The following is a 25,862-nucleotide window of genomic DNA, read 5'->3' on the forward strand; positions in this document are numbered from 1 at the left end:
ACGATAAAGGTGTCTTCAAATCCACTGACGGAGGAATAAACTTCACATCTCTTAATGGCAACTTCACTCCGGCGGCCAATTTCAGCGGATTTCCAGCCCTGCATATCGCCATTAGTCCGGCCGATCCGAATTATCTTTATCTTAGTTTGTATCACTATGATTATTCCGAAAAATCCGCGACCTATTATTACACTCATGATGCCGGAGCCCATTGGGACGAGCCAGTAAGCATGGATGAAAAAAACAGTAGTGGGTGGGTAACTGGTTCGGGACACGGTATCTGGGGTAAAGAAGGCCGTGAGAATTGGCATATAAGCCCTACTGCGCCACACCCGACTGATAGAAATATTGCTTTGGCTGTAGGAGGTTTTAACCACTATGTTATTAAAAGCACTGATGGAGGTCCTAATTGGCGGTATTCTAACGCGGGGTATACTGGCGGTCATGTTGGAGACCAGCCTATGGCAGCCCACACGGCTCCGTTCGTATGGGACAAGAACAATTCCCTTAGGTTTATGTTGCTAGCTAATGATTACGGTGGCTGGATCACGACGGACGGAGGCAGTTCTTTTTCATATAACGGAGCTCGTCCCGACACTGTTTTAAATATTCGTTCCTACGCCGGATCTTTCGACCCGTCTGCGGGATCTCAAACTATTGTTGTTGGGATTGGGCCTAATCCCGGTGCGGGTAAAGATCTTAATGGAAACGGGAAAGTCGATGAAGATGAAAAAACTCAACAAGACGGTCAAATTATAGCAGTATCCAATAATAATGGGGCGACGTGGACTACTAAAGCAGAGACCAAAAGAAGAGGTATTAATGCAGATGGCATTTTCCAATTCATAGCCTTTAATCCCCAAGACCCTGAGATTGTTTATGCCGACAATCTTAAGAGCACAAACAAAGGGGCTGCTTGGGCTCCGGTTGGACGACGCATTGTTGCTATGTATCCAGGCAACGGAAACACCGTTTATTCTATTAGTGGCGGTACGATTTATAAATCGACTGATGCTGCCAAGACATGGCCAAGCTCCTACCCTGCGGTGGTTTCAAACGATATTAGAGGTATTACTATTCATCCTAGCAACCCCGACAAAATATTCGTAGCTGCTGGAGACAAGGGACTTTACGTTATAAGCGGCAGCAGCATCACATTAAAAAATGCCGCTAATGGTTTAGTAAATATAGGTGCCAGAGCTGTCGCAGTAGATCCTGCCAATCCAGAAATAGTTTATGTGAGTGTTAAGCGTAGTTCCATTAACGTTTCTCAATCTGTCTTCATGTCAACGAACGGTGGTAATACGTTTGCCGATATCTCTGGGAATTTGAGCCCCTTAAACATTGATTCCATATCTGTTAATCCGCATACGCGCTATGTATACGTTGCAAGCTCTGCGGGCACCTGGAGACTCCCGCCTACTGGGACGATTGATTCCATACCACCTGCTGCGCCAACTGGATTCAAGGTTGTGCAGTAAGGATGCTACGGTTAAAAGAGCTTTTTTAAGGAGAGTGTGGCTTAAGAGATTGTATTAGTTTTACGACTCGTCATAAAGACCGTGTTCTCTTATGTAAGACTCCACGCAGGGATATGAGCTATGTTTGCTCTGGCGGACATGTGTTGAGTCGATTGGTATGCCTGTGTCTACACAGATTATGTCTAGGCTAAGCTTATCGACGTTTCGCCACTTTTTTACATCCTCAGCATCCTTTTTGCCGACTGCCCAATGAATTTGTCCAGGAAGATACTTTCGCAGTTCTTTCACCAAATCTTCGACGTAAACGTAATCCCTAGTGCATATCCAAATGCCTCGTCGATTCTTGTCGTGAAAGACGGGCAACTTCTCTGTGGTTAAAACTAGCTCTATCATCCTCACTCTGTGAAACATGGTAGTCGGCGCGGTGACTTTCCAGGGGTTTTGAGAAGTAACTGCCAGTATTACGAGATCGTAGTTTTCTAGGAGGTTCCTAATGACCGCTATGTGGCCCTCGTGGATGGGGTCGAAAGTGCCACCAAAAACTGCGTAATCGCCTTCAAATTTGGGAAACTTATCTTCAATCATAACTTAAAAGTTGTCCTTGCCAAGAAGCTTGCCTACTGGCAAGAGTAAGAATGATTAACGCGCGTCTTTGCGGGAGAATTTTTATGAGTTTGCATAGAGTGGCTATTATTGGAGGCATTAGAACGCCATTTGTCAAGGCTGGGGGGGCATTTAAGGATTATTCGTTTCAAAATTTAGGAGCTCATGTCTTAAAGGCAATAGTTACGAGGTTTAATCTTAAGCAAGATGCAATAGATGAATTTATCTTTAGCTCTGTTCTCTTAGATCCAACAACTCCAAACTGGGCGCGCGAGATTTTGTTTGAGGCGGGACTTAAAAAAAATATTTATGCTCATTCAGTCTCAAACAACTGTATCTCTGGCTTGGTAGCTATTACGTCCGCTGCTGAGCGAATTCGCTTGGGTTTAAGCACCTGTGCGATTGCAGGTGGAAGTGAGTCGATGTCGAATCCTAGCCTGACTTTTGGAAAACAGGTGTCTAAGATTTTCCTAGAACTCTTTCGCACGCGTGCACCAATTGAGCGCGCAAAATTAGTTTGTAAACTTCGTCCTCGACATTTAATGCCTCGTCCTCCAGCAGTGACCGAACCGTCAACAGGCTTAACTATGGGCCAGCACATGGAGATAACCGCTAAGGAGATGGGTATCCCTAGGAAGGTGCAGGACGAGATAGCGCTCGCAAGTCACAAAAATGCCTTTGCTGCCACAGAAGATAAAAGGTTAACGGCTGAAATTGAGCCGCTCGGAGGAGTGGAAAGAGATTTGCTGATTCGCCCCGATACCTCGCTCGAAAAACTTGCGGCCTTAAAACCCGTTTTTGACCGCTCTCCACAAGGCACTATTACCGCCGGAAACGCCAGCGCACTTACAGACGGCGCGTCGGCCCTGATCTTAATGAGCGAAGAGAGGGCAAAAAAAGAGGGCAGGGAGATTCTCGCGTATATTTCCGACTATCAGTATGCAGCAATAGATCCAGCCTTAGGCTTGTTGATGGCTCCGGCCGTGGCTGTCCCTAAATTGCTTGCTAGAAATAGTTTAACGTTTAGCGATTTTGATTTAATCGAGATACATGAGGCGTTTGGCGCGCAAGTGGTTGCTAATATTAAGGCTTGGGAAGAGGGATGGAGTTCGGAGTCGAAAGAAAGCGCCTCTAATCTAAGGGTGGGGCCGCTCGACAGGACCAAACTTAATGTCTTAGGTGGCTCTATCGCCATAGGGCACCCATTTGCCGCGACCGGTGGGCGCATGGTGACAACCCTAGCTAATGAGCTTAAGCGGCGGTGCGCGAGACGAGGCTTGATAAGCGTCTGTGCGGCGGGTGCTATGGCGGCGTCTATGATGCTAGAAAGGGATTGAGGCACGACGACACTGCATAAGAGCATATAGCGCGCTAATTTGCTGGACAATTTTTTCGCAAGCTGCGAGAATGTTTGGAGGTTAGAGATTGGCGCGCGATCGCGGTAGTGCGCTTTCGCGCTACTGAGGAAAGTCGGGACACTATAGAGCATGTTGGCTGCTAACGGCAGCTTGGGGCGACCCAAAGATAGTGCCACAGAAAATAAACCGCTTTTCAAGAGAGTTAGAAGTCGCCAACTTGTTGGCTGCGTTCTAGGCTACTTAGGTAGTATCTTGGAATAGTAAGGGTGAAACGGTGGGGTAAGAGCCCACCAGCGTTAGAGGTAACTCTAGCGGCTTGGTAAACCTCAGCAAGTGCAAGACAAAATAGGAAAATCAGCACGCTCTGCGAGGGACTGCTTCAGGGCAGTGCTTTTGTCGGGCTGCTCGTAGCTGCTCGCTATGAGAATTTTCGGGTTCCGTCGCTTAGAGGAATGATCGTGCTTAGACAGAATCCCGCTTATAGCAATCTCTAGCCCTTTTTATGTTTATAGATGCGAAAGGAAATTTTTAAGAGATGCTAAAAACTCATTGGCGCCTGGTGTCACTCCTCGAGAGAATTGGGGATAACGCCATTGTAATATTAGCTTTTTTTGCGGCGTATTTTTATCGCGATTCTTTGCTAAGTCTGATTGCCCCATTAACTTTTGCTTCACCCAAAAAACTGCACGCTCTCGGAGAGATTAGTGACTATTTCATAGTGCTAGGCGTATCGCTGCCGCTCTTTAACGCTATACTTTCTCTATCGGGAGCTTATCGAAGCATGCGCTTTAGTTCGGTGCTTCAGCTCATTCGCATGGCCAGTTTCTCGTCTCTCTTAGTGTTCTTGTGCGTTGGTTCCGTGTTGTACTTACTCAAGCTAGATTTAAGTAGAAGCTTTGTTGGAGTCTATTGCTTCTTGTGTGGCGTTGGCTTGTTAATCGAGCGATACTCAATGCTACGGCTCTTGCGTTATTGGAGAATCCGCGGAAAAAATTTTCGCAATTTGCTAATAGCAGGAACTGGGAAGCAAGCGCGAGAAGTATATTTAGAAATTATGCGACAGCCAGAACTAGGAGTGCGCGTCGTTGGTTTTGTCCACATGGGTTCTCAAGGCAAGTCAAGTGTGCTCAAAGTGGGATCGTCGCCAGCGGGGGGCCAAGAAATGATCGAAAAGCAAAGCGCGTCTTTTGTTTACGACCTTCCCGCACGAGTTGTCGCGACAAAGAAAACTTTTGAAGTAGCTCTAAAAAAATATGCTGTGGATGAAGTGTTGTTTACGGAAGTAAGTCGCAATCTAGCAGCTATTGAGGATTTGGCGGAGATCGCCGTAGACGAGGGCATTCACGTTACACTGGCAGCGGATCTTTTTAGCCTTGGGATTATTAAATCGGACACTAGTTATTTCGGCTCTTTGCCCTTAATCCATTATCAGCCCGCTCCGGGGGATAGTTGGGCGCTCTTTACCAAACGCCTAGTGGATATGGGCATTTCTACATTACTGCTGCTGCTGTTAGCGCCATTGATGTTAGCAGTTGCGTTTTGTATTAAATTAGATAGCTCAGGCCCAATATTTTTTAAGCAAAGGCGCATGGGCCTAAACGGGCGGACTTTTGTTTTGCTAAAATTTAGATCCATGATTAAAGACGCAGAGAAGCAGCTAGGAGAGTTGGTCTCTCGAAATGAGATGAATGGGCCGGTTTTTAAAATTCGCAACGACCCCCGCATTACTCGCGTTGGCAAATGGATTCGCCGACTTAGCATTGACGAGTTGCCGCAGTTAATAAACGTGCTTAAAGGAGATATGAGTCTCGTTGGGCCACGGCCACCGTTGCCGGAAGAGGTTTCCCTCTACATTCGCAAACATCGACGACGCCTAAGCATGCGGCCAGGGCTAACATGTATATGGCAAACGAGCGGGCGGAACGAAATTCAAGACTTTGAAACTTGGGCCTCACTAGATTTAGAATATATCGACAATTGGTCACTTAAGAAGGATTTTGAATTACTGCTAAAAACTGTTCCAGCGGTCCTATCTGGTTTCGGAGCGAGATAGGTAATATTGATCTTTTTCTTTCAACCAGAATCGCTACTTGTCAGCTACGATGTCGGGGAGTTTTTCTACGAGGTAGAGCGGTAGGGAGATTAGATCGTAATTAACGTTTATGTTCTTTTTTTCCTTTTGAATAGTCGTTTCTATGCGTTCTTTAGCGGGTGAGTTGGCGTAGAAACGCACTGCTAAAGGGGCCTTCTTTTCTCCCATAAACTGATGAAGCGATCTTAAACTTCCGCCTTTGCCAGACTTAACCTCGATGGGAATAATCTTGCCGTGAAAAGACACAACAAAGTCCACCTCGGCGTTGGACGTTTTCCGCTCTCTGATCCAATAATTAAGCTCGCGGTTTACGTCCGGGAAAATTAAATATTGTAAATGCTGCCCTATAAATTGTTCAGCGATGGCACCTTCGTTTATTAAGCGAAGGTTATCAAAGTGCGAAAGGCTATCCCACTTAAGTCCACATACAGCATTCATAAGGCCAATATCTAAAAAAAGCAGTTTGTAGATTTTTTCCTCAACATCTGCTTGGAGAGGTAAGCCCGAACAATGGCTGTGAGTAACTTTAGAAATAACACGTGCCATGCTAAGCAGTTCAATATCGGTCTTTATGGTCGAGCTTTGTTCCTCGCGGGAGAAGTGAGCGTATTTGACCTTTGTTCCCACGTTTTTTGCGGCAAAATTAAAAATGTGAACTATGCGACTTAGATTTCTCGACCCACAATACTTGGGGAAATCCTCGCGGTAAGTATCTATAATGGAGCTGTGAACTTCCTTAACTTCTGTGAACTTTCTAGTTTTTGCAAAAATTTCTACTGCTTCCGGCATTCCGCCCACAAATAAATAATTGCGAAGCAACTCCGATAGGCGTTTATGCGCAATGGCATTTATTTCCTTGCCCACTTCATAAGTATCTATTTCTTTCCTAAGCTTATATTCTTCCAGTGCCTCTAAAAATTCGCAAAAGGTCATTGGCCCCATGTGAAGATATTGAACTCTACCCACGGGCATAGAGAAATTATGATCTCTTAGGGCAAACTCTAACAAGGAGCCGGCACTAATGATGGGAATCTTTTTAATCTCCTCATGTAAGTACCTTAGTGCGGGAATGGCTTCTGGTATTGCCTGAAGCTCATCCAAAAACAATAGCGAACTAGGCACGATAGAGTCCATTTGCGGCAACGCTTCGAGTTGGTTGATTAGCTTCCTAGGATCCATGGCGGAAAAGGCACTAGCAAGCTCTGGAAAGCGCTCCAAATTCACTTCAAGCAAAGGCAGGTGTTGTTCGGCTGCAAATAGACGTACCAACGTGGATTTACCCACCTGACGAGCACCTCGGATTATGAGGGGCTTACGATTTTCCTTTCCTAGCCATTCTAATAGAAATTTTAACTGGTTACGCTTCATAATAACACCCTCCTACTAAAATACCCCCCTATTTTCGTACTGTCAATATGATTTTATGGGGGTATTTTAGTAGTTTTGGTGCGAACTGTAGAAAAATCTGGTTCCTATTTTTTCTTTCAACCAGAATCGCTAAATAGCTGCCGACAGTCGCGCTAGTCTACTTAGTGGCCTTACTATATTCACCACTAATATAACACTGCCATCGTGGCCTGGTGTCTTCTTCGCATTTGCGCCTAAACTTAGCTTACCTGTGATTCCAAAGATATGTTTAACTCTTACAGCCACGCTAATTACGACGATAGGAATGTCTGTGGCGCCTTGTTTGTCACTTGGAAAATCGCCCAACAAGATTCCCAGATGGCGATTTTTGGGAGTTATGAATTGACCTCTGACTATCGCATCAAAGTCGGGACTATAGTCGAGCGATCCTCCATCATCGGCAGAATCAAATTCGGCGACTAGTTCCTTGCCGACAATGCGGTTAGATTTTACGCGGCGCGGTACAAGGAGATTGTAAACCGCCAAATGAACTCTAATGTCTTCCGGAGAATGTCTAAAAATTGCCATCTCTCTGCTATCGCTTAACTCAGACAGAAGAAAATTTCCCGCGTTTCTTAGCGCTATCTTAGCGGCCGCATAATCGGCTGCGCCGGAGCAAGAGACGCCAACTCCAAAGTCATCGCAGCTCGGACAATCATAGGGGCTATTGTTTGGGGTTTTTAGAATACACCAACTCTTACCTGCAAGTAATTCCTTAGGAGCATTATTGCCTTTGCTCTCGTTCCCAAAAAAAAGCATATCATAGGCAGCATGTGCGTCGCCGTATATTTGTTGCTGAATAATAGGTAGCCTTATTACATCTACGGCCGCCGCTAGTATCAAAATTAGCAACGGCAGCGCGATAGCAACAGTTACGACGTTTATAAGCCCATGTGAGTTGCACAGCGGATAATAAATTAAGCGCGTGCGACTCATTGCCTTAGCTCCGCCTGCTTTAGCGACAGCGCAACGAGTGGAGCGGTTTTTAATATAAAATCTTCTTGCGAAAGACCGACCCACGGCGAGGTTTCGCTAAAAAAAACTCCTCCATCTCCGACGCGAGAAATATGGCAAAGCCTTCTCATTTCATCCACTTCCTTGCCATTTGGAGAGTTTGGTAAAAAACTGTGCTGCAAGAGTTCGGCCTTATGGCCAAAATAAAGTATGCCCAGTTTTAAATCTTCCATATATTCAAGGTCATCGTCCGTTTCGCGCCGCTCTAGTTCTTGCCGCACTAGGGAACAGTATTGTGGCAAAGTTGCTTCACTTAAAGTGTTGCTCGTTTGTGCGCTTCCAGCATCATCGGTTAGGAGTATTATGAAGCGATTTCCTACAGGCAAATTGTCGTCTCGCCTTGAGCCATGTAAAACCTTAGCCGCTAGCCTTATAGCTTGAGTAGGGTCGTTATAGTAATACCGCGGGTGAATGAAGGCAGCATCCGTAGAATAGCCAGCTTGAGTTATCCACAGAGCTTCGCGGGTAAGAAGAGGTGTCAGTTCGTTCATCCCCAAATTTCCTCCATATGGATTTATCAACAACGGCGACAGGTTGCGCCGCGACTTCCATACGCCGTTTGTGGAATTTGGATTTTCTGGCACGTTAAAGCGCGGAAGTGACGTTTGCATGGCGCAGCGAGTCGAATGAAAGTCGGCTTGGTCTCCTGCAAACTCGAGCTCAGAAACTTTTAAGCTCGTCTTTCCAAGATCAGCCAGCATAAAGGGCGAGCCAGTTCGCGAGGTTGTAGTGATAACGCCTACGCGAAAAGTGCCAATTTGAGAAAGCACATCGTATAAGAGAAGCGCTCCTTTCTTAAAATTTGTAAAAGATTCGCTAAAACACTGTCCACTGTAGGCGGTAGCTAAATCTGGGCGATTTCTAGTTTGCGCGAAATGACGGTAAAAGGGCTCGTCTTGCCGCACTTCGGACTCTTTGTAGAACGACGCGCTATTCTCAAAGACTAAAAAAATATCAGTAGGCTTTAGTTGAGCAGTAGCCTGGCCGACTATTGAGATAACCCGATCGAAGCCCGGTATGGGAAAGATTTTTGGGCGGAAGTTTACATTTATACTTACCGTTACAGACTTAACTACGTAAGGCGTGACTTCGTCTACTAATGCGGCGTTGTCGTCAAAGGATACAGAAAGTAGGCCAGAATTCCTCTGCGCTGAGGGCAAGAACTCGCGACCATCGATTATGCGAAGGGCTTCATACCATTCTTTGGCAGCTTTATCCGTGGCTATTCTATTTGGCAAAGAAAGAGCAGCAGCCATGGCGATGCTTTCGGCGATTGTTTGGACTTGTTCGCGCTTTAATAGGTAAAGTGCCGTGTCGATTGCAAAGCCACCAACGGCAAACAATGCCGTAAGCGAAAATGTAATTACGAGCATGAGATTGCCAGCGCATTGTTGCAAAAGTAGATGGACAATTCTTGCCTTAGGTAGTGGGATGATTCGAGCTCGTCTAATCATTCTTTCCAAAGTTATATGCTCGACGTCGCGCCGTTTGTCGGATAACTGCGTTCTTCGCACCATAAACTCTAGCAAGTATGGGGTTAAGAGGAAATACATAACTAACCTCTACCTCGAAGCTGTGTTCTCCCTTATCTATGATTTCGATCATGGCGTCATGTGGTCTATCTCTGAAAGCTCTGCGCTTTACGCGTAGAGAGCTTTCGAGAACTCGATACGCAGTTTCGGCGACCGGCCCAAATGATATTGCGTCGTGATTGCTTGGCGGCGAAATTGGCGCTCGAAAGCGATTTCCCCTTATCTCCTGAAACGTTGCCACTGAGTGTTTAGCAGATGTCTTCCATTCAGCATGTAGGTCGCTCATGATAGATACATAGGTAGTCGGAAGACTAGTAAAAAACGGCCGATCTGCCGCACAATGGTATTGAGGCAAAAGGTGCGTGCCAGAAATGTCTGAATACCTGCTCAAATAATCCAATATTATCGGATTAAGGCGCGATAGCTCTGAAATAGCGAAACTTCCAGGGCAAGAATTTTCACCTTTCCTGCTAGCCCCATCGTTACGCATGTTGCCAATGTGAACCATGAGTGGAGAGAATGATTTTTTTGAGACGTCATCGACTACAAAAACAGCCGGGTTCCTGCCTCCGTCGCCATCCCAATCGATAAACCTTAGCTCGTCGTTAGCATTTCGAGGATCGGAAAATGGTTGCCATTGTTCCTGCCAGTGGCTTAAATGCGCTCGCCTCGTTCCAACTGTTCGACCATCCTCGTAAGTAGGCTCGTAGATGTTTCGCGAGCAATCCGAAATGGGGACCCCGCTGGGAGTCAAGCTAGTTTTACTGCTATCGGTCTTTAGAGTCCAATCCAAACACTGCTCGTACCCACTTACATCCTTTATCTCGAACTCATTTGGAGCCTTGCTTGATAAAACTAGTGCTGCCAATCTGTATTTAGCCGGTGAGACCCCCAATTCGCTTTCCGCGAGAATTCCATCTGGCCAGACCGGACTATCGTGGAGTATGCCTTTAGCGTTAGGTGCCGCTACGGTATGTTCGTTTAAAAGTAAGAAAGGCGCTGTCTCTCCAGGTGGTAATGCTTGTTCAGGCGAATAGGGAACTTTCCCAACTTCAGCGAATCTATCTAGTAACCACTCTAAGCGATCGACCTGTTTTCCCGCCGCATCGATTTTCCCCTGTGCAGACTTTGCCCACATTACTGCGTCGTGTAAAACGTCTTGAGTCCTGATGTGTTCCTCCGCAGATGTCGAGGGAAAAAGCGGAAAGCGATCGAACTCATTTTCTATGCCATCGCCGTCGATGTCGCTATCTCCGCCTGAACCTCCAGCAAAATCCTGCACGCCATCGCTATCTTGATCTAGGCGAAGTATTAATATTTGCCCTAAACGAGTTTGGGAAAAATACAAGTATTGGTTGTCAGGCGAAATTGCAATTCCAGCGGCTGGCTCAGCCGGTAAAATTCCCAGAGGGACTGGGTATTTTATGTTATTAAATAGATTGGGCTCGTTCTCTGGTGCGCGCTTGCCCCAGCTATTTAAGTGCCAGTTGTTTAAGTGGCGAAGTCCTTTGCCGCCACTGCTGCGAGCTGGCACGAAGTTATAATCGAAATAGTGCAAGATGGTATTTTGAAAAACACTTGTTCTTTCGTCATTCCACCAACTGCTAATAAATAGGTCTATGTCGCGACTATCGCTTTCTCGCCAACTCCGAGAACTGTGGCTTCTCGCTCGACGCACGAGTGCAAAACCGCTAGGGTTCTTGAGTGTGTCGGCTAAACTCTCAGCTGGAGCTGAAAATACCTTAATATTTTCCTTTTTATCGGCGCTTGCGTCCACGAGCGTGTAGATTCTGTCGTCGCTGCTGCCAAAAATGCTATCGCCACCTTTAGAGATTAATAATAGGCTTGAAATTGATTTATCAGTGTTAAGTTGGGCGTAATCCGCAATGTTTGGCCTAGTTAACACAAATAAGCCAGCGGTATCTTCGCTTTTTCCCTCTCTATACTCCATTGCAGCAGGTAAGCTAGGCAGCCCTGCAATTGCAGTCATGCGCTCGTCAGTAGAGGAATTAAATTCTCCGTCCCTTCCAGGAGAAACTTTTAATATCCAACCCGACTCGTCTCCAATGATTAAGTTATTATTCTCCGTGTCCATTGCGAGCGATAAAGCTCGAACTGAAACGCAATTTGGGTGTATGCCGCTACCGCGCTCGCTCGTATCGAATTCATCCCAGGCTTTAGAAACTGCACCCGCTGGGACACTCGGGCAGCGGACTCCCGCTGGTACCCTGCCGCCAACTATTGTGCTAATAGGTTCATCAAAACCGCCGTTAACTATTTCGTCAAGCCCAGGTTCTATTTTTCTAAGTCTATAGTTTCCATAGTCAGCAACGTAAAGTGGGCCTTTCCCTCTGGTGAATACAGCGGTAGGCGAATTTAATTTAGCTCTCGTAGCAGAGCCTCCATCGCCAGCAAAAGCGCCTCCCGGATAGCACGTTCTACAGCCCTGATCTTTAGTAGTCACGGGAACGGGCGATTTGTCGTTCAGTCCTTTACTAAGAGGATTTGGCGAAGGAAGTTCAAGTTCCATGTTTTTTGAACTCGAGCCCGCTATAGTTACTAAGTGTTCCTTATCGGACTCTTCGCCCCAAAAACTATTTACGACTTTATCACTCCCACTCGTGAATAAACTAATTCGGTGTTTATCTCGTTCCACTATGTAGAGGCCGGCGCTATCGTCGAGATCGTTCGGATAGAACAGCGCCCAGGGGGAAACTCCGCCTATGGCAGTGCCTGCCTTCGACGAGGCACTTGGCTTTGGAGATGAAGAGCTAGTCTTTAGTGGAAGAGTAAATGTATCGTGGCCTCCCGCCCAGGTTAGCCAACCAATATCTAAAACGCCATCGCCATCGTGGTCTCCAAACGCCGGTCTCCAGTTTCTTCCGGAATTAGGTTTGTTTGTATGATCTAATAATACTTTAGGTATATTGACGACTCCGTAAGTTGTTGAAAGGTGTTCACTAGCATTTTCTACAAGCGGCGGCCAGATAAGGGTTGCCAAGTGTAGAGCTGGGAGTTCGGTTTCTAGAAGGACTGCGGCAAACTGATCTCTATTCGCTTGTGCGTCCCAACGGCCCGCTACGGGCAATATGCTTTGGGCCGAAATGCCGCTCAGTCTAAAGTCGCTCTCTTGCAAGTAATGTCTGGATGAAAAGCGCATGCGCAGAAGAATGCCTGAATTGTCTATTGTGCTAACGCAGAGATCGGTCTTCTTGTCGCCATCATAGTCGGCGGGGCAGGGGATCCAGGGTTGGTGGGGTGACATGTCATCTCTTGAAATTTGGTCATAGCGCAAGCTGGATCGAAAAAAAGTTCCCGAGGAACTAGGGATTATCCACCAGTCGTCGCCGGAGGGATTGGCGTAAAAAAAAGCTAAATCCTCTCCACCGTCGCCGTCGAAATCAATGACGGTAGGAAGTTGGTAAGTGAGAAAACGCCTGGACGATTCTTTCTTGCTCCCAATCCAATTGCAGTTAGCGCCATTGTGAGAACTTTCATTGTGTGGCTCTAGGCATGTAGGAACAGTAACAAATGGCAGGTATTGAACCCCTGTCCTTAGTTCCCAGGTGTCTTCAGGGGTTTTAACAATTGTGTCGGGATTGTTGGTGGTTGATAATGAGAACGGTAGCTTAATTGAGTTGCTTAAATTCCCCGAAGAAGGTTCGTAGAGCTCTCCGTGAGATGTAAAGGCGGTAAAGACGTCGTCTTTGCCTGTTCCTCCACTGGGAGTCGAGAGGAGGTATTTTTGTTTAACTTCTGGCAGAGAATTTGCACTATAGTTGTCCCCTCCCGGCGTAGCGGAGGCAAGAGCATGAGAAGCCTCTAACGCCGCCCGCCGGACGACGCTAACGGCGCGAAAGTAGAGAAAAAGCTCAAGTGAGCTTAAGATAATAACGAGCACTATGGGCAGAGTCAGCGAAAGTGATACCGCGCTAATTCCGCGCTGATTATTCTCTCTCCTCTTCAATTTCTTCTATCGTCTCCTCTGTCTCTTCCTCCTCGTGGTCATCGCTCTCCAAATCTTCGTCCAATACCTCTAGCTCATCGTCAAACGGTGGATCGCCATCGTATAGTAATCCAGTCCTATATTGATAATATGCCGATTGGGAAAATAAGTAGTAATCGACAGAGCTTTCTTTTGCAGCTTTAACGGCCTCGAGTGCTGAAGCGCGCGAACTCACTATATCTAGACCCTTTGAGGAGCACATGGCGATGTTCTTAGTTCTTGCGGCTACGCTAGTGTAGTTGATTACGTAAAGTGGGGACAAAAAGCCGTCGACTATTAGGCCAACCGTGTCTCTAATGTTAGATGGCCCCAAAAATGGCAAGACCCAATATATGCCGTCTGGGACGCCGTGATAGGCGAGCGCCAATCCAAAATCTTCTTCGTGACGAGGCAAGTCCAAATGTTTTGCTACATCTATTAAACCGAGAACGCCAACGGTTGAATTTACTACAAAGCGCCCGCTATGCTCGAGAACTTGGTCAAACTTTAGTTGCACTAGATCGCTTACTAAATATTGAGGGTAGCGGATGTTTTCAAAAAAGTTATCTACGCCTGTTTTTATAGGCCTTGGCAAAATGCAATCGTAAATGCGTGCTACCGGCTCCAAAAAGTAAATGTCTACAGTGTCGTTAAAGTTAAAGATAGCTCGATTAAGCGGCTCTATAGGATCGTAAATCGCCTTCTCGTCTTCCTGAAAGTTTTCATTTTCGGAATCGAGGGAAGCGGATTTTTCGAAATCGTCAGTGTCGGAAAACTCCTGCGCGATTAGCTCGAGCGGAGGGAGCAAAAAAAACAAAACACTAAGAACAAAAAATTGAGATGCAAAAAGTTTCATTGCGAGTGTAGTAAAGTAGTTGACTCTCTTTATTTAATTAACAAGATACTGCAACGGGATAGAATGGCTACCTTATAGCTTATAGTGAGCAAGTCAGAAAGGCGATTTTCCTCTTCTCCAGCGGCAATCTTATGCGAGCGCATTATAAGGAGATCGACGTTAGTGTTCTCAGCATGCTGCACGATTGCATCGACTCTTTTTCCGTAGACCAATACGGACTCACAGGAAAGGCCTTTCCGCTGGAACTCCGCCACGATGACATCGATTTTCCCTAGAGCCTTCTCCTCTAGCTCCTTATAAAAGGGAGCCAGCTCTTCAAAAGAAGTGTCCCGAATCGCCTCGATGACGTGGAGCAAGACAATACTAGCCCCGTTTTGAAGGGCAATTGATGTGGCAAATTCGTAAGCGCTAGTGTCCTCGTCGGAGAAATTCGTGGGAACGAGTATCTTTTTTGTCATTTTTTTGCAGCTTTTTTGAGATCTCTAAAAAAGGAGATATTTCTTCTTTTTATCTAATTTGCTAATTGATTCATGTTATTACCAAAGTAATTAGTCTTATTCAAGTTACCTAGTAGCCACTGAGGGATATGACGAGAGATTTATTTGCCCGCGATGTAATGAGGAAAAATGTGGTTAGTCTCACGCCTTCGGCGACGTTGCAGGAGGCTAGGGATATTTTTCTTCAGCACAAGATAAATGGTGTTCCAGTTGTTTCCGAAGATAATACTTTATTGGGAGTCATATCTCAGACCGACTTAGTAAGAGTCCTGGTTTCTCGTGGGATAGATGAGATGGTAGACGATAGTTCGTACGTTGGCATGGTTGGTTGGGGAGCTCATGGCAGCGAGGCTCAGGGGGTAGTGGGAGATAGGATAAAGAGCCTGTGCGTTTCTGACCTCATGAGTGCCAATGTTTTTACAGCTTCTCCGGACGATAGCGTATCTTTGCTAGCCAGAAATATGCGGCTTCACAATATCCATCGCATAGTGATTACGGAACGAGGAAAAGTAGTTGGTTTGGTTACGAGCATGGATATGTTGCGCATCATAGAGGGAGACGGCGAATATTAATTTATGACGTTTGCTGCCCCACTAAAACTTTACTGTCAGGTCATGCATTATCCTTGGGGCAAGCGCGGTGCAGACTCTTTGATATTCAATTTAGCTGCGGCGAATCAGCGAGATTTCAAGCTACCAATGGCTGAGTTTTGGATTGGCACGCACACCAATGCTCCGGCGACCGTTAAATTAGGCGAGCAGCTTAGTCCTCTCGACGAACTCATTAAGAATCATCCAAGCGAAATGTTGGGGAACGATGTTTATGAGCAGTTTGGGCCACAGATGCCGTTTTTATTAAAAGTGCTATCTATCGCCGAGCCACTTTCCATTCAAGCGCATCCGAATAAGCAGCAAGCTGAGGAGCTTCATAGGAGCGACCCCGCAAACTATCCAGACGCTAACCACAAGCCAGAAATTGCCATAGCGATTAGCCGGGTAGAAATGCTCCTGGGCTTCAAGCCATTAGACAATTTGATAAGTAGTTTTAGGCAAGTCCCTGAACTGCGAGAACTGGTAGAATATTCGCTTTTGGAGCAACTTTATCTATTAAAGGGGAATCCCCTGAGGGCGCGTCCAGTGGTGGAGCGAGTGTATCTCGATTTGGTAAGTAGTAACAGCGAGACCATAGCGGTTTGTTCTCAAAAATTATTTAATAGGCTAAAGACAAAAGGACAGTTAAGTCCGCAAGAGGTATGGATTTTAAGCTTGGAAAATCGCTATGGCAGAGGCGATATTGGCTTGTTTCATTTCTTTTTGTTGAACCTCGTTACGCTGCAACCTGGCGAGGCCGTATTTGTAGCGCCAAAAACTGTGCACGCATACTTAAGCGGGGATTTAGTCGAGTGCATGGCAAATTCTGATAACGTCGTGCGCGTTGGTTTAACGAATAAGTTTAGAGATGTTAGAAGTTTAGCAAGTATAGTCGATTATCATCTAGGCTATAATAATGCCGTAAGCATTAGGCGGGATTACAGTTCCCCAGATCTAGGCACCTACCAGGCTCCGGTTGCAGAGTTTTTAGTCCATGCGCTTTGCTGTAGCGAGGCCCGCGTCGAGATTCCACGCAGCGAGTGCTTCGAGTTATTGTTTTCCCTCGACACAAAAGCAATGGTTACTTCCTTTTTGTGGAGTATCGAGCTAAAGCCAGGCGAAGCCTACTTTGTTCCGGCCACTGCTATGCACCACGGTTATGCAATAGAACCAACTGATGGCCGCCTCTTCCGCATCGAAGTGCCGCTAAACTATTAAGCGGCGGGTCGGAAAACGCGCCGTTTAGACAAGAGTTTGGTTGGCATCTCCAAGTTCTTTTTTCTTTTTGTGGCATTCGACGGCAGTTAGATATTCTCCTAGACGGGCTAGGGAGAGTGGGTAGGTCATGACATCGACGTGGGCCGGAAGTGCGGAGCGGCTTAGAGAGTTTTCAGCGGTTACGAATGCTAGGTGAAATGTGGCGAGGCCTGGCTTGTTTACGAGAGAGATGGCGGCTTTGTACAGCGCAGAGCTAGTATCGAGTATCGGGGTGGCCACTACCAAGCCGTCGCAATCGCTAAGTAGTGGATCGGCTTCCGAGAGGGAGTTTAGCACTTGTATGTCGACCATGCTGCTTAATGCCATTTGTAGCGGGTCGACGGCGCTGTAATAATCGTCTCTTATGTAGCACAGTTTTAAGGTCTTTTTTGGAAAAAGCTGGCGTCTCAGGAGCTTTTCGCTTTTTGCCGATAGCCTCGCCAATGAAATTACAGTTGGCCTAATGCCTTGCAAGGCGCTTTCCACGTCGCCAATCGAAATACTTAGCTCGCCGTAAACACGTCTATGTTCGAGTTTGGCAACTGGGCGGATTGTGTATGCAGTTGAAGGTGTAAAGCAGTGAGCTATGCAATATAGGTTAGTTAGATTAAGCGCCATTGCTAGATGGCTTGGTAAATTATTGAAGTCCAATTTGCCATTTTGACAATTAAAGTGGTCGATAGCAGGTTTAATAATTGCGTGGGGCAATCCAATTCCAGAAAGTGTGACAGCTACTAGTCTTTCATAAGGGATGCCTAAAAAACGCTCTAAGACTGAGGTAAATTCTGTGTCGCTCGCTAAAGCAATGTCGATAGCTTGTGCGAAGTGATCTGGAAACTCTTGGCGTATAACGATATTCGTTAGGTCATGGCACAAGCCCAAAGTATATCCAAGAGTTTTAGTCTGCATGTCTAAGTACGGGACACGTGCCATGAGCGTTGCCACGGCTAGGCAATGTTCGGTGTGGCGCAATATGTCGATTCTCGTCTCGCTGTCACTTGAATACGAATCGACAATGCCAACGGTAGTTGCGACATCTCGCACTCTATCAAAGCCGATTCGAACAATAGCTTCGTCTATGCTGACAGTTCTATTTCCAGTTGTGGCATAGGCAGCAGTGTTGGCAAGCTGCAAAGTTCGGCTTGTTAAAACCGGATCTTGTGCAATGAGTGCCGCTAAATCCAGTCGATTGACATTTGGCGAAGCAGTGCTTTGCACCACCTTGCGAATTACTTCGCTCAAAGGTGTAATTGTTCTTTGATTCGCTATTCTGGACGCGCATTCCTGCTCAGATATTGGGTTTATGGGCTTAAATGGTTTGCTGGCTTTTTTTTGCTTCGGTTCCTCGCTCTTGTCAGGCGCTTTAGCTTTGATATTGGGGACGTCTGTATATTTGCGGACGTATTTTATTAGTTCGTCTAAGGAAAAATATGATTTTACGAGATATTCCTGGGCGTTTAAATCTCTTGCGCGCAGGATGTAGCTCTTATCGTTCACAGCGGTGAGCAGAATGACTGGGAGCTCGTACCATTGTTCGTTTTTGCGAATCGTTTCGAGAAATGTCATGCCATCCATTTCTGGCATTGCAATGTCTAGGAGAATTAAATCAGGAGTTTCTCTTTTTACCTGATCCAGAGCCTCAACGCCGTTTGCCGCGCGACATACTTCAAAACCTTCTTGTTTCAGGGCCGCGGCGATCGGGTCGCGAAAAATCGCCATATCGTCGACGATCATTACCTTGCTCATAGTGCCTCGGTTCTTAGAATATTGCTGTCTTCCCCATCTGCTATAGGCCCGGGTAGATCAGTGCGAAGTTTTACCGTGATTGTCGTTCCTTCGCCTAGAACAGATCGAATGGAAATGTCGCCGCCGTGTTTTGCGGCAATTCCCTTGCAAATGGCGAGTCCGAGTCCGCTGCCACGAATATAGCCGTCTCCAATTACGCCCGAATTTAGCGCAAATGCTTCGCCCAATTTGTCGACTATTGCTGGGGGTATCCCAGTGCCGGAGTCTTGAACCTGAATGAACAACCAGTCGTGTCCATCTTCTGACCCCGATGATAGGGTTATAGTGATATGTCCCTTTTTGGTGTTCTTGTGAGCATTTGTTAAGAGGTTTACTATGAGGCGGTATATGGCATTTTCATCGCCGGTAATTTGAACGTTATATGTTTTGATTTCGATATTTAGGGCGACGGCTGTGTCTTTTACGATTTTTCTTACTGTGCTAATAGCTTGGTTGCATGCGCGCTCTACGGATGCAAGCGTCCATGTCCATTTAGCAGTGCCGCTGTTTATTCTAGCTACTTCTAGCAAGTCATTTACAGATTCGCTCATGCGAATTACTTCGTCGTGCATCGAATCTAGGAATTGATTAAAATCCGGCTCCGGCGAGGTGTTCATTTTTTGCATTAGTTCGGTAGTAGCTCTTAGTCCAGCTAATGGGGTTCTTAGCTCGTGACCCACTATGCCGAGAATTTTTTCGAATGCTGCTAAAGAGCGGCGTAAACTGGTTCGTTCGTTTTCTAGGTCTTGAGAGCGAATTTGCTCGGTAATATCGTCTACTACGAGAAGAACGTGAGTTTTTGCCTGCCATTTAGCAACACCGCTCGAACGCATTATGCGCAAGTTTTTTCCTGCGTCAAAATGAACTAGCGAAGTCTTTATTACTAGGTCAGATGGGGAGTGGCGGATATCGGGTTGTTTTATTACGAGGTTGTGAATTTCCTCGCCTTGGCTAAACGCCCTTTCCAATGCCTCGTCCAATGTGTCGGAGGATAGGACGTCTGTTATAATGTCGCCAATTAAATCCGTTTGTCTCACTAGTTGACAAAACCCTGGGTTGCAAAACAGTATGCGCTTGTTGCTATCAAGTGCAATGAAGCCAGTATGAATGAGGCTAAGAGCATTTTCGTTAAACGTTCGCGTTAGATGCAGCGAAGCGATGATGTCTTGGACTTGTCGCATGTCTTGGGCAAAGATGAGATTCGCACAAGGTTGTCCATCAGGAGTTGTTAGAATTTTTCCCGTTAGCTGCATCGGAATTCGTTCGCCCGACTTTGTGACGTAGTTTACGTACGTGCGGGTTATTGAGCCTCTTCCGATTAGCTCTGAAAACTTTTTATCGCTAAAGATGTGCAGTGCGGTTATTTCGCCGAAGTGGCGCCCAATTATTTCGCTTTCGTCGTAGCCCAGCAACTCGCACGTAAGTCGATTTGCGCCGGAAATAGTGCCATCTGGTGCAGTAATTACGATGCTGTCTGGCGACAGCTCAATTATTTTTTCAGCACAGTCTGCTAACATATTTATCAATGTCTTATTGCAATAGCTTAATATGTTCTATCGAGAGTTTTTCTTATTAGCTTAAGCGAAGACGTTATCGGTGAAATGGCTAGGAAAGAAAATTATACAAATAATTCCGTATATTTAAACGCCCTGCCGTCAAACAATCCCTGGTCGCTCAACTTTAGTTGTGGAATTACCAGTAGTGCTAGGAAGGACAAAGTCATAAAAGGTGCAGGTAGCCGGGACCCTAGATCTTTACTTTTGCGATCGAGAAATTCGTATTGAGCTGCAACGCAGCTAGCGGCAGCGTTTGACATGAGCCCTGCATTTGGCAGGGGAAGCACATGAACACTATCTTCGCTCGCGACTGCTATTCCGCCAGCGGTCTCGATAATGGCATTGACTGCTCTCACTATCTCCTCGTCGCTAACTCCCACCGCTATAATGTTATGGCTGTCATGCGCTACCGTTGAACTCAGAGCTCCAGAGGACAGATTAAAACCGCGCACAAAGGCGCGAGCCACAGGTGCTTGGCGATAACGGTTTATTACTACTAATTTTAGTATATCCCTCTCTACGTCGCTAGTCACGCGACCGTTAGTCGCTTTTGCCCCGATAATGAATTCCTCAGTTAGTAGTTCGCCTGGAATTACTTGGATTACTCGAATATGTTCTCTCTCTAGTGGGACTTCTATGTCTTCTGGTGATACTGTTTTGCAATTCATGCACGTGATGGTTTCTTCGCTCACGTGTTCAAGCAGGGAGGAAGCGTTTTTTGCAACGCACTTTCCAGCAATAAAGGTTTGCAATATATGAAAATCGACTAAGTTGTTCACTTCGATAAAATCTGCTCTGTCGCGAGGTTGAAGGAGCCCAACTGGCAAACCGTAATGCTTAACCGGATTCACGCAAGCTGCGGAGAGAACATCGAATATATCAAAACCCATACCTACTGCGCGCTTTACTAAGCCGTTAATGTGCGACCTTAACAAGTCGTTAGGATGGAGATCGTCTGAGCAGAACATTATTGATTTGGGATGATACCGAAGAAGTTCTATCAGGGAGCTAAAATTCTTAGCCGCGCTGCCCTCGCGAATTAAAATGTTCATGCCATATGAAATTTTTTCCAACGCTTCTTCTAAATTGCTGCACTCGTGATCGGTAGTGATGCCAGCTTCTACGTAGGCGCGCGCCATTTCTCCACTGAGTCCCGGCGCGTGACCGTCGATGGGTTTATTGTAGCGCTTAGCGATTGCAATTTTCCCCATGACATCTGAGTCTCTAGCCAATACGCCAGGCCAATTCATTACTTCCGCTAGGTAGGCAGTCGTTTGGCTACGAAAGAGTTCTTCTATGTCGCTAAGCGAGATAGTCGCTCCAGAAGTTTCATGAGAAGTTGCTGGAACGCAAGGTGGTGCTCCTAGGCAAATCGAAAAAGGAGTTTTGCTGGCGCTTTCACGCATAAAGCGAATTCCCTTAAGCCCAAGTACATTGGCGATTTCATGAGGATCCGAAACACTAGCAACAGTGCCGTGTAACAATGAAACGCGGCCGAACTCGCATGGCGAAAGCATCGAGCTTTCGATGTGAACGTGAGCATCGACAAAGCCCGGCATTATAAACGTTTTAAAAGTTCCTGGATGAGGATTTATTTGCGAAATTATTTGGTTTTTAATGAAAATTGTGCCTGGGAAAATTCGCCTATTTATGACATCAACTATATTGCCGGAAATTTCAAAGCCATTATTGAATTGTGGCGTTTGCTTGCCCATTGCGTAGTCGGTTCTAGCGTGTCTTAATACTGATAAAAACCTCTATTGGTTTTTCGGCCTAGCCAGCCAGCCTCTACGTATTTTACCAAAAGAGGGCAGGGTCGATATTTATCGTCCCCAAACTCGCGGTGAAATATTTGCGCTATGGCTAAGCAGGTATCTAGACCAACAAAATCTGCTAGAGCCAATGGCCCCATTGGCTGATTAGTGCCAAGTTTCATTGCTTCATCTATGTCCTCCGCGGAGGCAATGCCTTCCATTAGGACGTACACGGCCTCGTTTAACATTGGGATTAAAATTCGATTTACGATAAAACCTGGAAAATCTCGCTTAGCGGTTACTGGGGTTTTGTTAAGTTTAAGCGTCAAATCTCTAACTAAATTATATGTGTTATCGCTTGTCTGTAAGCCGCGAATAAGTTCGACTAATTGCATTACTGGCACCGGGTTCATAAAATGCATTCCAACCACTTGAGATGGCCTTTTGGTAGCAGCTGCGAGTTTTGTTATGGAGATAGAGGACGTATTGCTTGCTAAGACCGTTTGGCGTTTGCATATAGTGTCGAGGTTGGAAAAGAGTTTTGTTTTCTCTTCTTCGTTTTCTACGATTGCTTCTACAATTATGTCCGCATGGGCTATTCCCTCGAGGTTGGTAGATGTCTTAATGTTGTTTTCAATTTGCTGGCGCTGCTCTGCGGTAAGCTGACCTTTAGAGACGGCACGCTCTAGTCGCGATTTGATTCCAGAAAAAGCATTGTCGACAAACTTTTGGGCAACATCGAATAGCAAAACACTAAAATTTGCTGAGGCAAAGACCTGGGCAATTCCAGCTCCCATCTGTCCCGCTCCGATAACGCCCACGCATTTAGTGTTTTTATCTGTTAGAAAGATTGTGTCTGACATTTTAGTATATTTACTCCACTACGCGACCATGCTTTTTTCGTCGGCCACAGCTCTCAACTCTTTAGCAAATTCGATCTTGTTGTTTATGCTAACGATTATTCCACCTAAAGCACTAACGGCAGTTACTATTAAAATCCATATGGCGCCAAAGGCGACCGCTGTTTCCCGCGAAATGCCTAGTGGAGTAAAGAGCAGAATATACATGCCCTCTCTTATGCCAAGGCCATTGATGCTTAAGGGTAGAGAGCTAGCAACATTGACCATTGGCACAACTGCAAATAGATATGCAAGTGTAATGTTAGCGTTAAGTTCTGAAGTAATGAAGTAATGCATCGAGATTTGTAAAATGTGAACGACTAGCGACATCGAGGAGATCGTCATTACCGTTCGAAAGCGGTTAGGGAATGCAGCGGCAATTTGTTGTGCATGAGGGCCGAAGCGTTTAGAGTTCCTAAGCAAGTGAGCGACTGCTCTCGGGCCCAGCCATAAGCCCAGGCAAAGAACAATGAGTATGGGGCCAGCGACTAGGGCAATCATTTCTGCCGGTCCTCGTGGGTGCAGGAAAAGAGAAGAAATGGCCCCGATCGCTATTAGTACCAAGAGCCCATGAACTCGATCGGCTACGGCTGTGGCTAAAGCTATCGTTCGCCTTCCGCTTTCGGGTTTTAGTGCCAAACTCCGAGCTACGTCACCCCCGACGGTTCCAAGTGCAAACGTGTTTACGAACATGCCAAAAAAATAAGCGCGAATAATCTCAGCAGGACCTCTCTTAATACCAGCACCGTCTACAATCTTTCTCCATTTTAGAGCACTAAATACCTGTCCAGTGGTATACATAATACCCAATAAAATTGCGGTCTTAGGCGATAGCATTTTAAATGTGTCAATAAGGCTATTGATGTCAACACTTGTGTACGCGACGGCTAATAGTAGCCCGCTAACGACTAAGCGAAGTAAAAGTGAAAAACAAGATTTCTTCGTCAAATCAGTATTCATATTTGTTTGCCATGAAATACCCGTAGATGTTTTAAAAAAACATCCGTAGTATAGCAATTTTTCGCTACTTTACTCAAATAATTAGTCTTATCACTGCGGGTTTTTCGAGGGCGCATTAGAAAAAAATGTGCACTTGTTACGGATTGTTAAGCCATAACAGGGTAGTGACGCCAAACCAAGGAAAAATTATATCTCCAGTTTCTTTACTAGGTGATAGTAAGCAGCATGAGTGCTTGATTGTGCCTGGTGTGCCGAGTGATCCTTTAACTACTTCCAGTAACTCCCTCTCTTCTTCTACCGTCGATATGGATAGCATTGCTGTGCCAAGCTCTGTCTTGCCGGCGCGAGAATCTTCTGTTGAGTTTCGCCACGGGTTTTGTCTCGATGACCCTATACTTAAGCTTTCGCACAAGGATGGCGCTGAAATATCGGTAAGTGGTGGGGATATTTTTGGCATTGAGAAGGAGGGCAAACAGGGGATTTTGGTTAGAAGTACAAAAGCCACGAATGTGAGCTACGAGCTTTATAATTTATCTGGCGAGGTCAGTGTTGAATTTGGCGATGGCTATGACATTCCGGATGCGATTAGGGTCATTGGAAATTTAAAGCCCGTAGTCGTGGCGACTGGCGATGAAAAATCTCTAGTTTATGTTAACGACGGTGGCAGTGCGGCGATAAGTCAGAACTGCGGTGATGGGGAACTTAGACTAACTCTTTCTAATTCAAAGGCAGTCTTAGCTGCAAACGGAGCTATCTGTGAGGTTTGTGTGCTAAAGGGAAGGCCACCGTGTTCAATTTTTGTAACGAAAAACGAGTCGGCAATATCTCTTGCCTTAGAGGGTCGTCAAAGTAAAGATGCTCGAAGGAAGAGCGAAGCTCTTTCTTCGCAAGAGCCGAGGCTCGAATTTCGCCGAGACGATGTCGTGTTGTGTAGCCGCACTGGAACTTTGGCTTGTTTAGGGAAACTCGAGACTGTATGTGGCCCGGACATAAAAATGTATTCATCTCAGTCGGACTTTTTGTCGAATAGGTATTGTGTTTTAGTTTCCAAACTTCGGGCGCCGTTTCTAGTTGGAGAAAAAGCCGCTGTGTTACTCGACGATAAATCTTTGGCTTCGTTGGCAGAGGGGACTGAAATTGGGAGAATGGAGTTTGTCGTCGATAGCGCGAGCTCAAAAGGTGATGGTGCGCAAAATCTTTCGTTTAGGATAGGCAAGAGGGGACAAGCAGAAGTGTTTGATTTAGCGAGAGAAGATTGCTCGACAATATCTACCAAGAAAACGAGACAAGTCGGTCATGTGAGTTTATCAGCTTTTGATGTTGAGAAGTTTAGGGCAACTTGCAAAGAAAAAGTTGGTGCGATTCAAAAATGTTTTCCAAGGGAAATAGAAATAGATATCGACAAGGGAATTTATAAAATTGTTGGATTTCCCGTTGGCGAGGGGAAGCTCAATGTAGATGCGAATTTAAAAGAAAAGAGAATTATTGCAGAAGGAGAGAATTTAAGCGGCAAGACAGTAGAAAAGATAATTGCTGCGTTTATAACTTATGCGTCCGATGCCGCGCAGACAAAAGATTTTTTAATAAAGAGTTATGGCAAACATAGTCCTGTGTCTCGCCTAACGCCGGAGGATGAGAGTAGCCTTATTGACAAAAGTGGTGTTCATCCAGTTGTATTGCGGCTACTTGAACTCAAAGAGGAACACAAAATTGGTAAGCCGCTAAGAGATATGCGGCTATCTAAGAACTTGTTGGGGATTGCCGAGAATAAGCTAGATCTCGATGGCGTGTGTGTTCAGAAGTTAGACGTAAGCTACGGCGTTAATAATAGCGGTCAAGAGGAGTTTCTTGTGACAGTTAAAGCTAATAATGCCAATTTGGATCCTATATTTTCTGAGCTAAAAAAAATCACGCAAGTTCCGTCGACTATTATTAGGATTCCAGCTTATGTCGGCGATGGGATAGAGTATGTGCAGGATAAAATCCATAATGGGGTGTTGCGAACTGCATATGAGGTAGCTACAAAACCAGTTAAGATTGCTACCGACGTCTACAATTCAGTTATTTCGTTTGTGGCCAGTCCTTGGTCTAAGACTGGCATTAAGGCAACTTATACGTTTTGTAGGATTAAAGCAGATGGAGTTTGGATCGATCCCAATGAGGGCAAAAGCCCTGTAAAAGTGACTGTTGCTAATCCGACCTTGTAGCCTTGCCTTAAGTTTGTGCCGCTGCCATA

General features: G+C 45.8%; 18 protein-coding genes and 1 other RNA gene. 7 read left to right on the forward strand and 12 right to left on the reverse strand.

Annotated features, from left to right (window positions below; all coding sequences use genetic code 11):
* A partial coding sequence (locus tag IT291_08995; GenBank protein ID MCC6221361.1) for a hypothetical protein occupies window positions 1-1,481 on the forward strand: 1,481 nt, incomplete at its 5' end.
* A gap of 60 nt (window positions 1,482-1,541) precedes the next feature.
* Here IT291_08995 and IT291_09000 read toward each other — a convergent pair.
* Complete coding sequence (locus IT291_09000; GenBank protein MCC6221362.1) at window positions 1,542-2,066, reverse strand: adenylyltransferase/cytidyltransferase family protein; 525 nt, start codon at window positions 2,064-2,066, stop codon at window positions 1,542-1,544.
* A gap of 83 nt (window positions 2,067-2,149) precedes the next feature.
* Here IT291_09000 and IT291_09005 point away from each other — a divergent pair, with 83 nt between their 5' ends.
* From IT291_09005 to IT291_09015, 3 genes are all read left to right on the forward strand, one after another.
* Entirely contained in the window at window positions 2,150-3,421 is a 1,272-nt protein-coding gene (locus IT291_09005) for an acetyl-CoA C-acyltransferase (protein ID MCC6221363.1), read from the forward strand.
* A gap of 83 nt (window positions 3,422-3,504) precedes the next feature.
* Window positions 3,505-3,938: RNase P RNA component class A (gene rnpB / locus IT291_09010), an RNA gene on the forward strand.
* A 39-nt stretch (window positions 3,939-3,977) separates the two neighbouring features.
* Complete coding sequence (locus tag IT291_09015; protein ID MCC6221364.1) at window positions 3,978-5,495, forward strand: sugar transferase; 1,518 nt, start codon at window positions 3,978-3,980, stop codon at window positions 5,493-5,495.
* A gap of 33 nt (window positions 5,496-5,528) precedes the next feature.
* Here the strand turns inward: IT291_09015 and IT291_09020 are convergent, their stop codons facing one another.
* From IT291_09020 to IT291_09045, 6 genes are all read right to left on the reverse strand, one after another.
* On the reverse strand, window positions 5,529-6,902 hold the full coding sequence (locus tag IT291_09020) for an ATP-binding protein (GenBank protein ID MCC6221365.1): 1,374 nt from the start codon (window positions 6,900-6,902) through the stop codon (window positions 5,529-5,531).
* Window positions 6,903-7,031: 129 nt separating this feature from the next.
* Entirely contained in the window at window positions 7,032-7,877 is an 846-nt protein-coding gene (locus IT291_09025; GenBank protein ID MCC6221366.1) for a hypothetical protein, read from the reverse strand.
* A complete protein-coding gene (locus tag IT291_09030; GenBank protein ID MCC6221367.1) occupies window positions 7,874-9,409 on the reverse strand; it encodes a Tad domain-containing protein in 1,536 nt (511 codons plus the stop codon). The genes IT291_09025 and IT291_09030 overlap by 4 nt, the downstream gene beginning before the upstream one ends.
* Entirely contained in the window at window positions 9,402-13,454 is a 4,053-nt protein-coding gene (locus tag IT291_09035) for a hypothetical protein (GenBank protein MCC6221368.1), read from the reverse strand. The genes IT291_09030 and IT291_09035 overlap by 8 nt, the downstream gene beginning before the upstream one ends.
* Window positions 13,435-14,328, reverse strand: coding sequence for a VacJ family lipoprotein (locus IT291_09040; GenBank protein MCC6221369.1), 894 nt, complete (start codon window positions 14,326-14,328; stop codon window positions 13,435-13,437). The genes IT291_09035 and IT291_09040 overlap by 20 nt, the downstream gene beginning before the upstream one ends.
* 29 nt (window positions 14,329-14,357) lie before the next feature.
* Window positions 14,358-14,786 (reverse strand): universal stress protein, encoded by a 429-nt coding sequence (locus tag IT291_09045; protein ID MCC6221370.1) that lies wholly within the window; start codon window positions 14,784-14,786, stop codon window positions 14,358-14,360.
* A 128-nt stretch (window positions 14,787-14,914) separates the two neighbouring features.
* On the opposite strand from IT291_09045, the gene IT291_09050 reads away from it, so the two are divergent.
* Together IT291_09050 and manA are read left to right on the forward strand one after the other, a co-directional pair.
* Window positions 14,915-15,397, forward strand: coding sequence for a CBS domain-containing protein (locus IT291_09050; GenBank protein ID MCC6221371.1), 483 nt, complete (start codon window positions 14,915-14,917; stop codon window positions 15,395-15,397).
* Between the two features lie 3 nt (window positions 15,398-15,400).
* Window positions 15,401-16,633 (forward strand): mannose-6-phosphate isomerase, class I, encoded by a 1,233-nt coding sequence (manA, locus tag IT291_09055; protein ID MCC6221372.1) that lies wholly within the window; start codon window positions 15,401-15,403, stop codon window positions 16,631-16,633.
* Window positions 16,634-16,657: 24 nt separating this feature from the next.
* Here manA and IT291_09060 read toward each other — a convergent pair whose 3' ends face one another.
* The 5 genes from IT291_09060 to IT291_09080 all read right to left on the reverse strand — a co-directional run bounded on the left by IT291_09060 (window position 16,658) and on the right by IT291_09080 (window position 23,626).
* The gene (locus IT291_09060) at window positions 16,658-18,418 is read right to left on the reverse strand and encodes a response regulator (protein MCC6221373.1); all 1,761 of its coding nucleotides are present in this window, start codon (window positions 18,416-18,418) and stop codon (window positions 16,658-16,660) included.
* The gene (locus IT291_09065; GenBank protein ID MCC6221374.1) at window positions 18,415-19,974 is read right to left on the reverse strand and encodes a PAS domain S-box protein; all 1,560 of its coding nucleotides are present in this window, start codon (window positions 19,972-19,974) and stop codon (window positions 18,415-18,417) included. The genes IT291_09060 and IT291_09065 overlap by 4 nt, the downstream gene beginning before the upstream one ends.
* A 101-nt stretch (window positions 19,975-20,075) precedes the next feature.
* Window positions 20,076-21,728: an adenine deaminase gene (gene ade / locus IT291_09070; GenBank protein ID MCC6221375.1), complete on the reverse strand. Its 1,653-nt coding sequence runs from the start codon at window positions 21,726-21,728 to the stop codon at window positions 20,076-20,078.
* A gap of 23 nt (window positions 21,729-21,751) precedes the next feature.
* The gene (locus IT291_09075) at window positions 21,752-22,630 is read right to left on the reverse strand and encodes a 3-hydroxybutyryl-CoA dehydrogenase (protein MCC6221376.1); all 879 of its coding nucleotides are present in this window, start codon (window positions 22,628-22,630) and stop codon (window positions 21,752-21,754) included.
* Window positions 22,631-22,648: 18 nt separating this feature from the next.
* Window positions 22,649-23,626 (reverse strand): flippase-like domain-containing protein, encoded by a 978-nt coding sequence (locus IT291_09080; GenBank protein ID MCC6221377.1) that lies wholly within the window; start codon window positions 23,624-23,626, stop codon window positions 22,649-22,651.
* A gap of 125 nt (window positions 23,627-23,751) precedes the next feature.
* Between IT291_09080 and IT291_09085 the strand changes: the two genes are divergently transcribed.
* On the forward strand, window positions 23,752-25,833 hold the full coding sequence (locus IT291_09085; GenBank protein MCC6221378.1) for a hypothetical protein: 2,082 nt from the start codon (window positions 23,752-23,754) through the stop codon (window positions 25,831-25,833).
* Window positions 25,834-25,862 lie beyond the last annotated feature (29 nt).

Source organism: Deltaproteobacteria bacterium (assembly GCA_020845775.1).
Lineage (GTDB): Bacteria > Bdellovibrionota_C > UBA2361 > SZUA-149 > JADLFC01 > JADLFC01.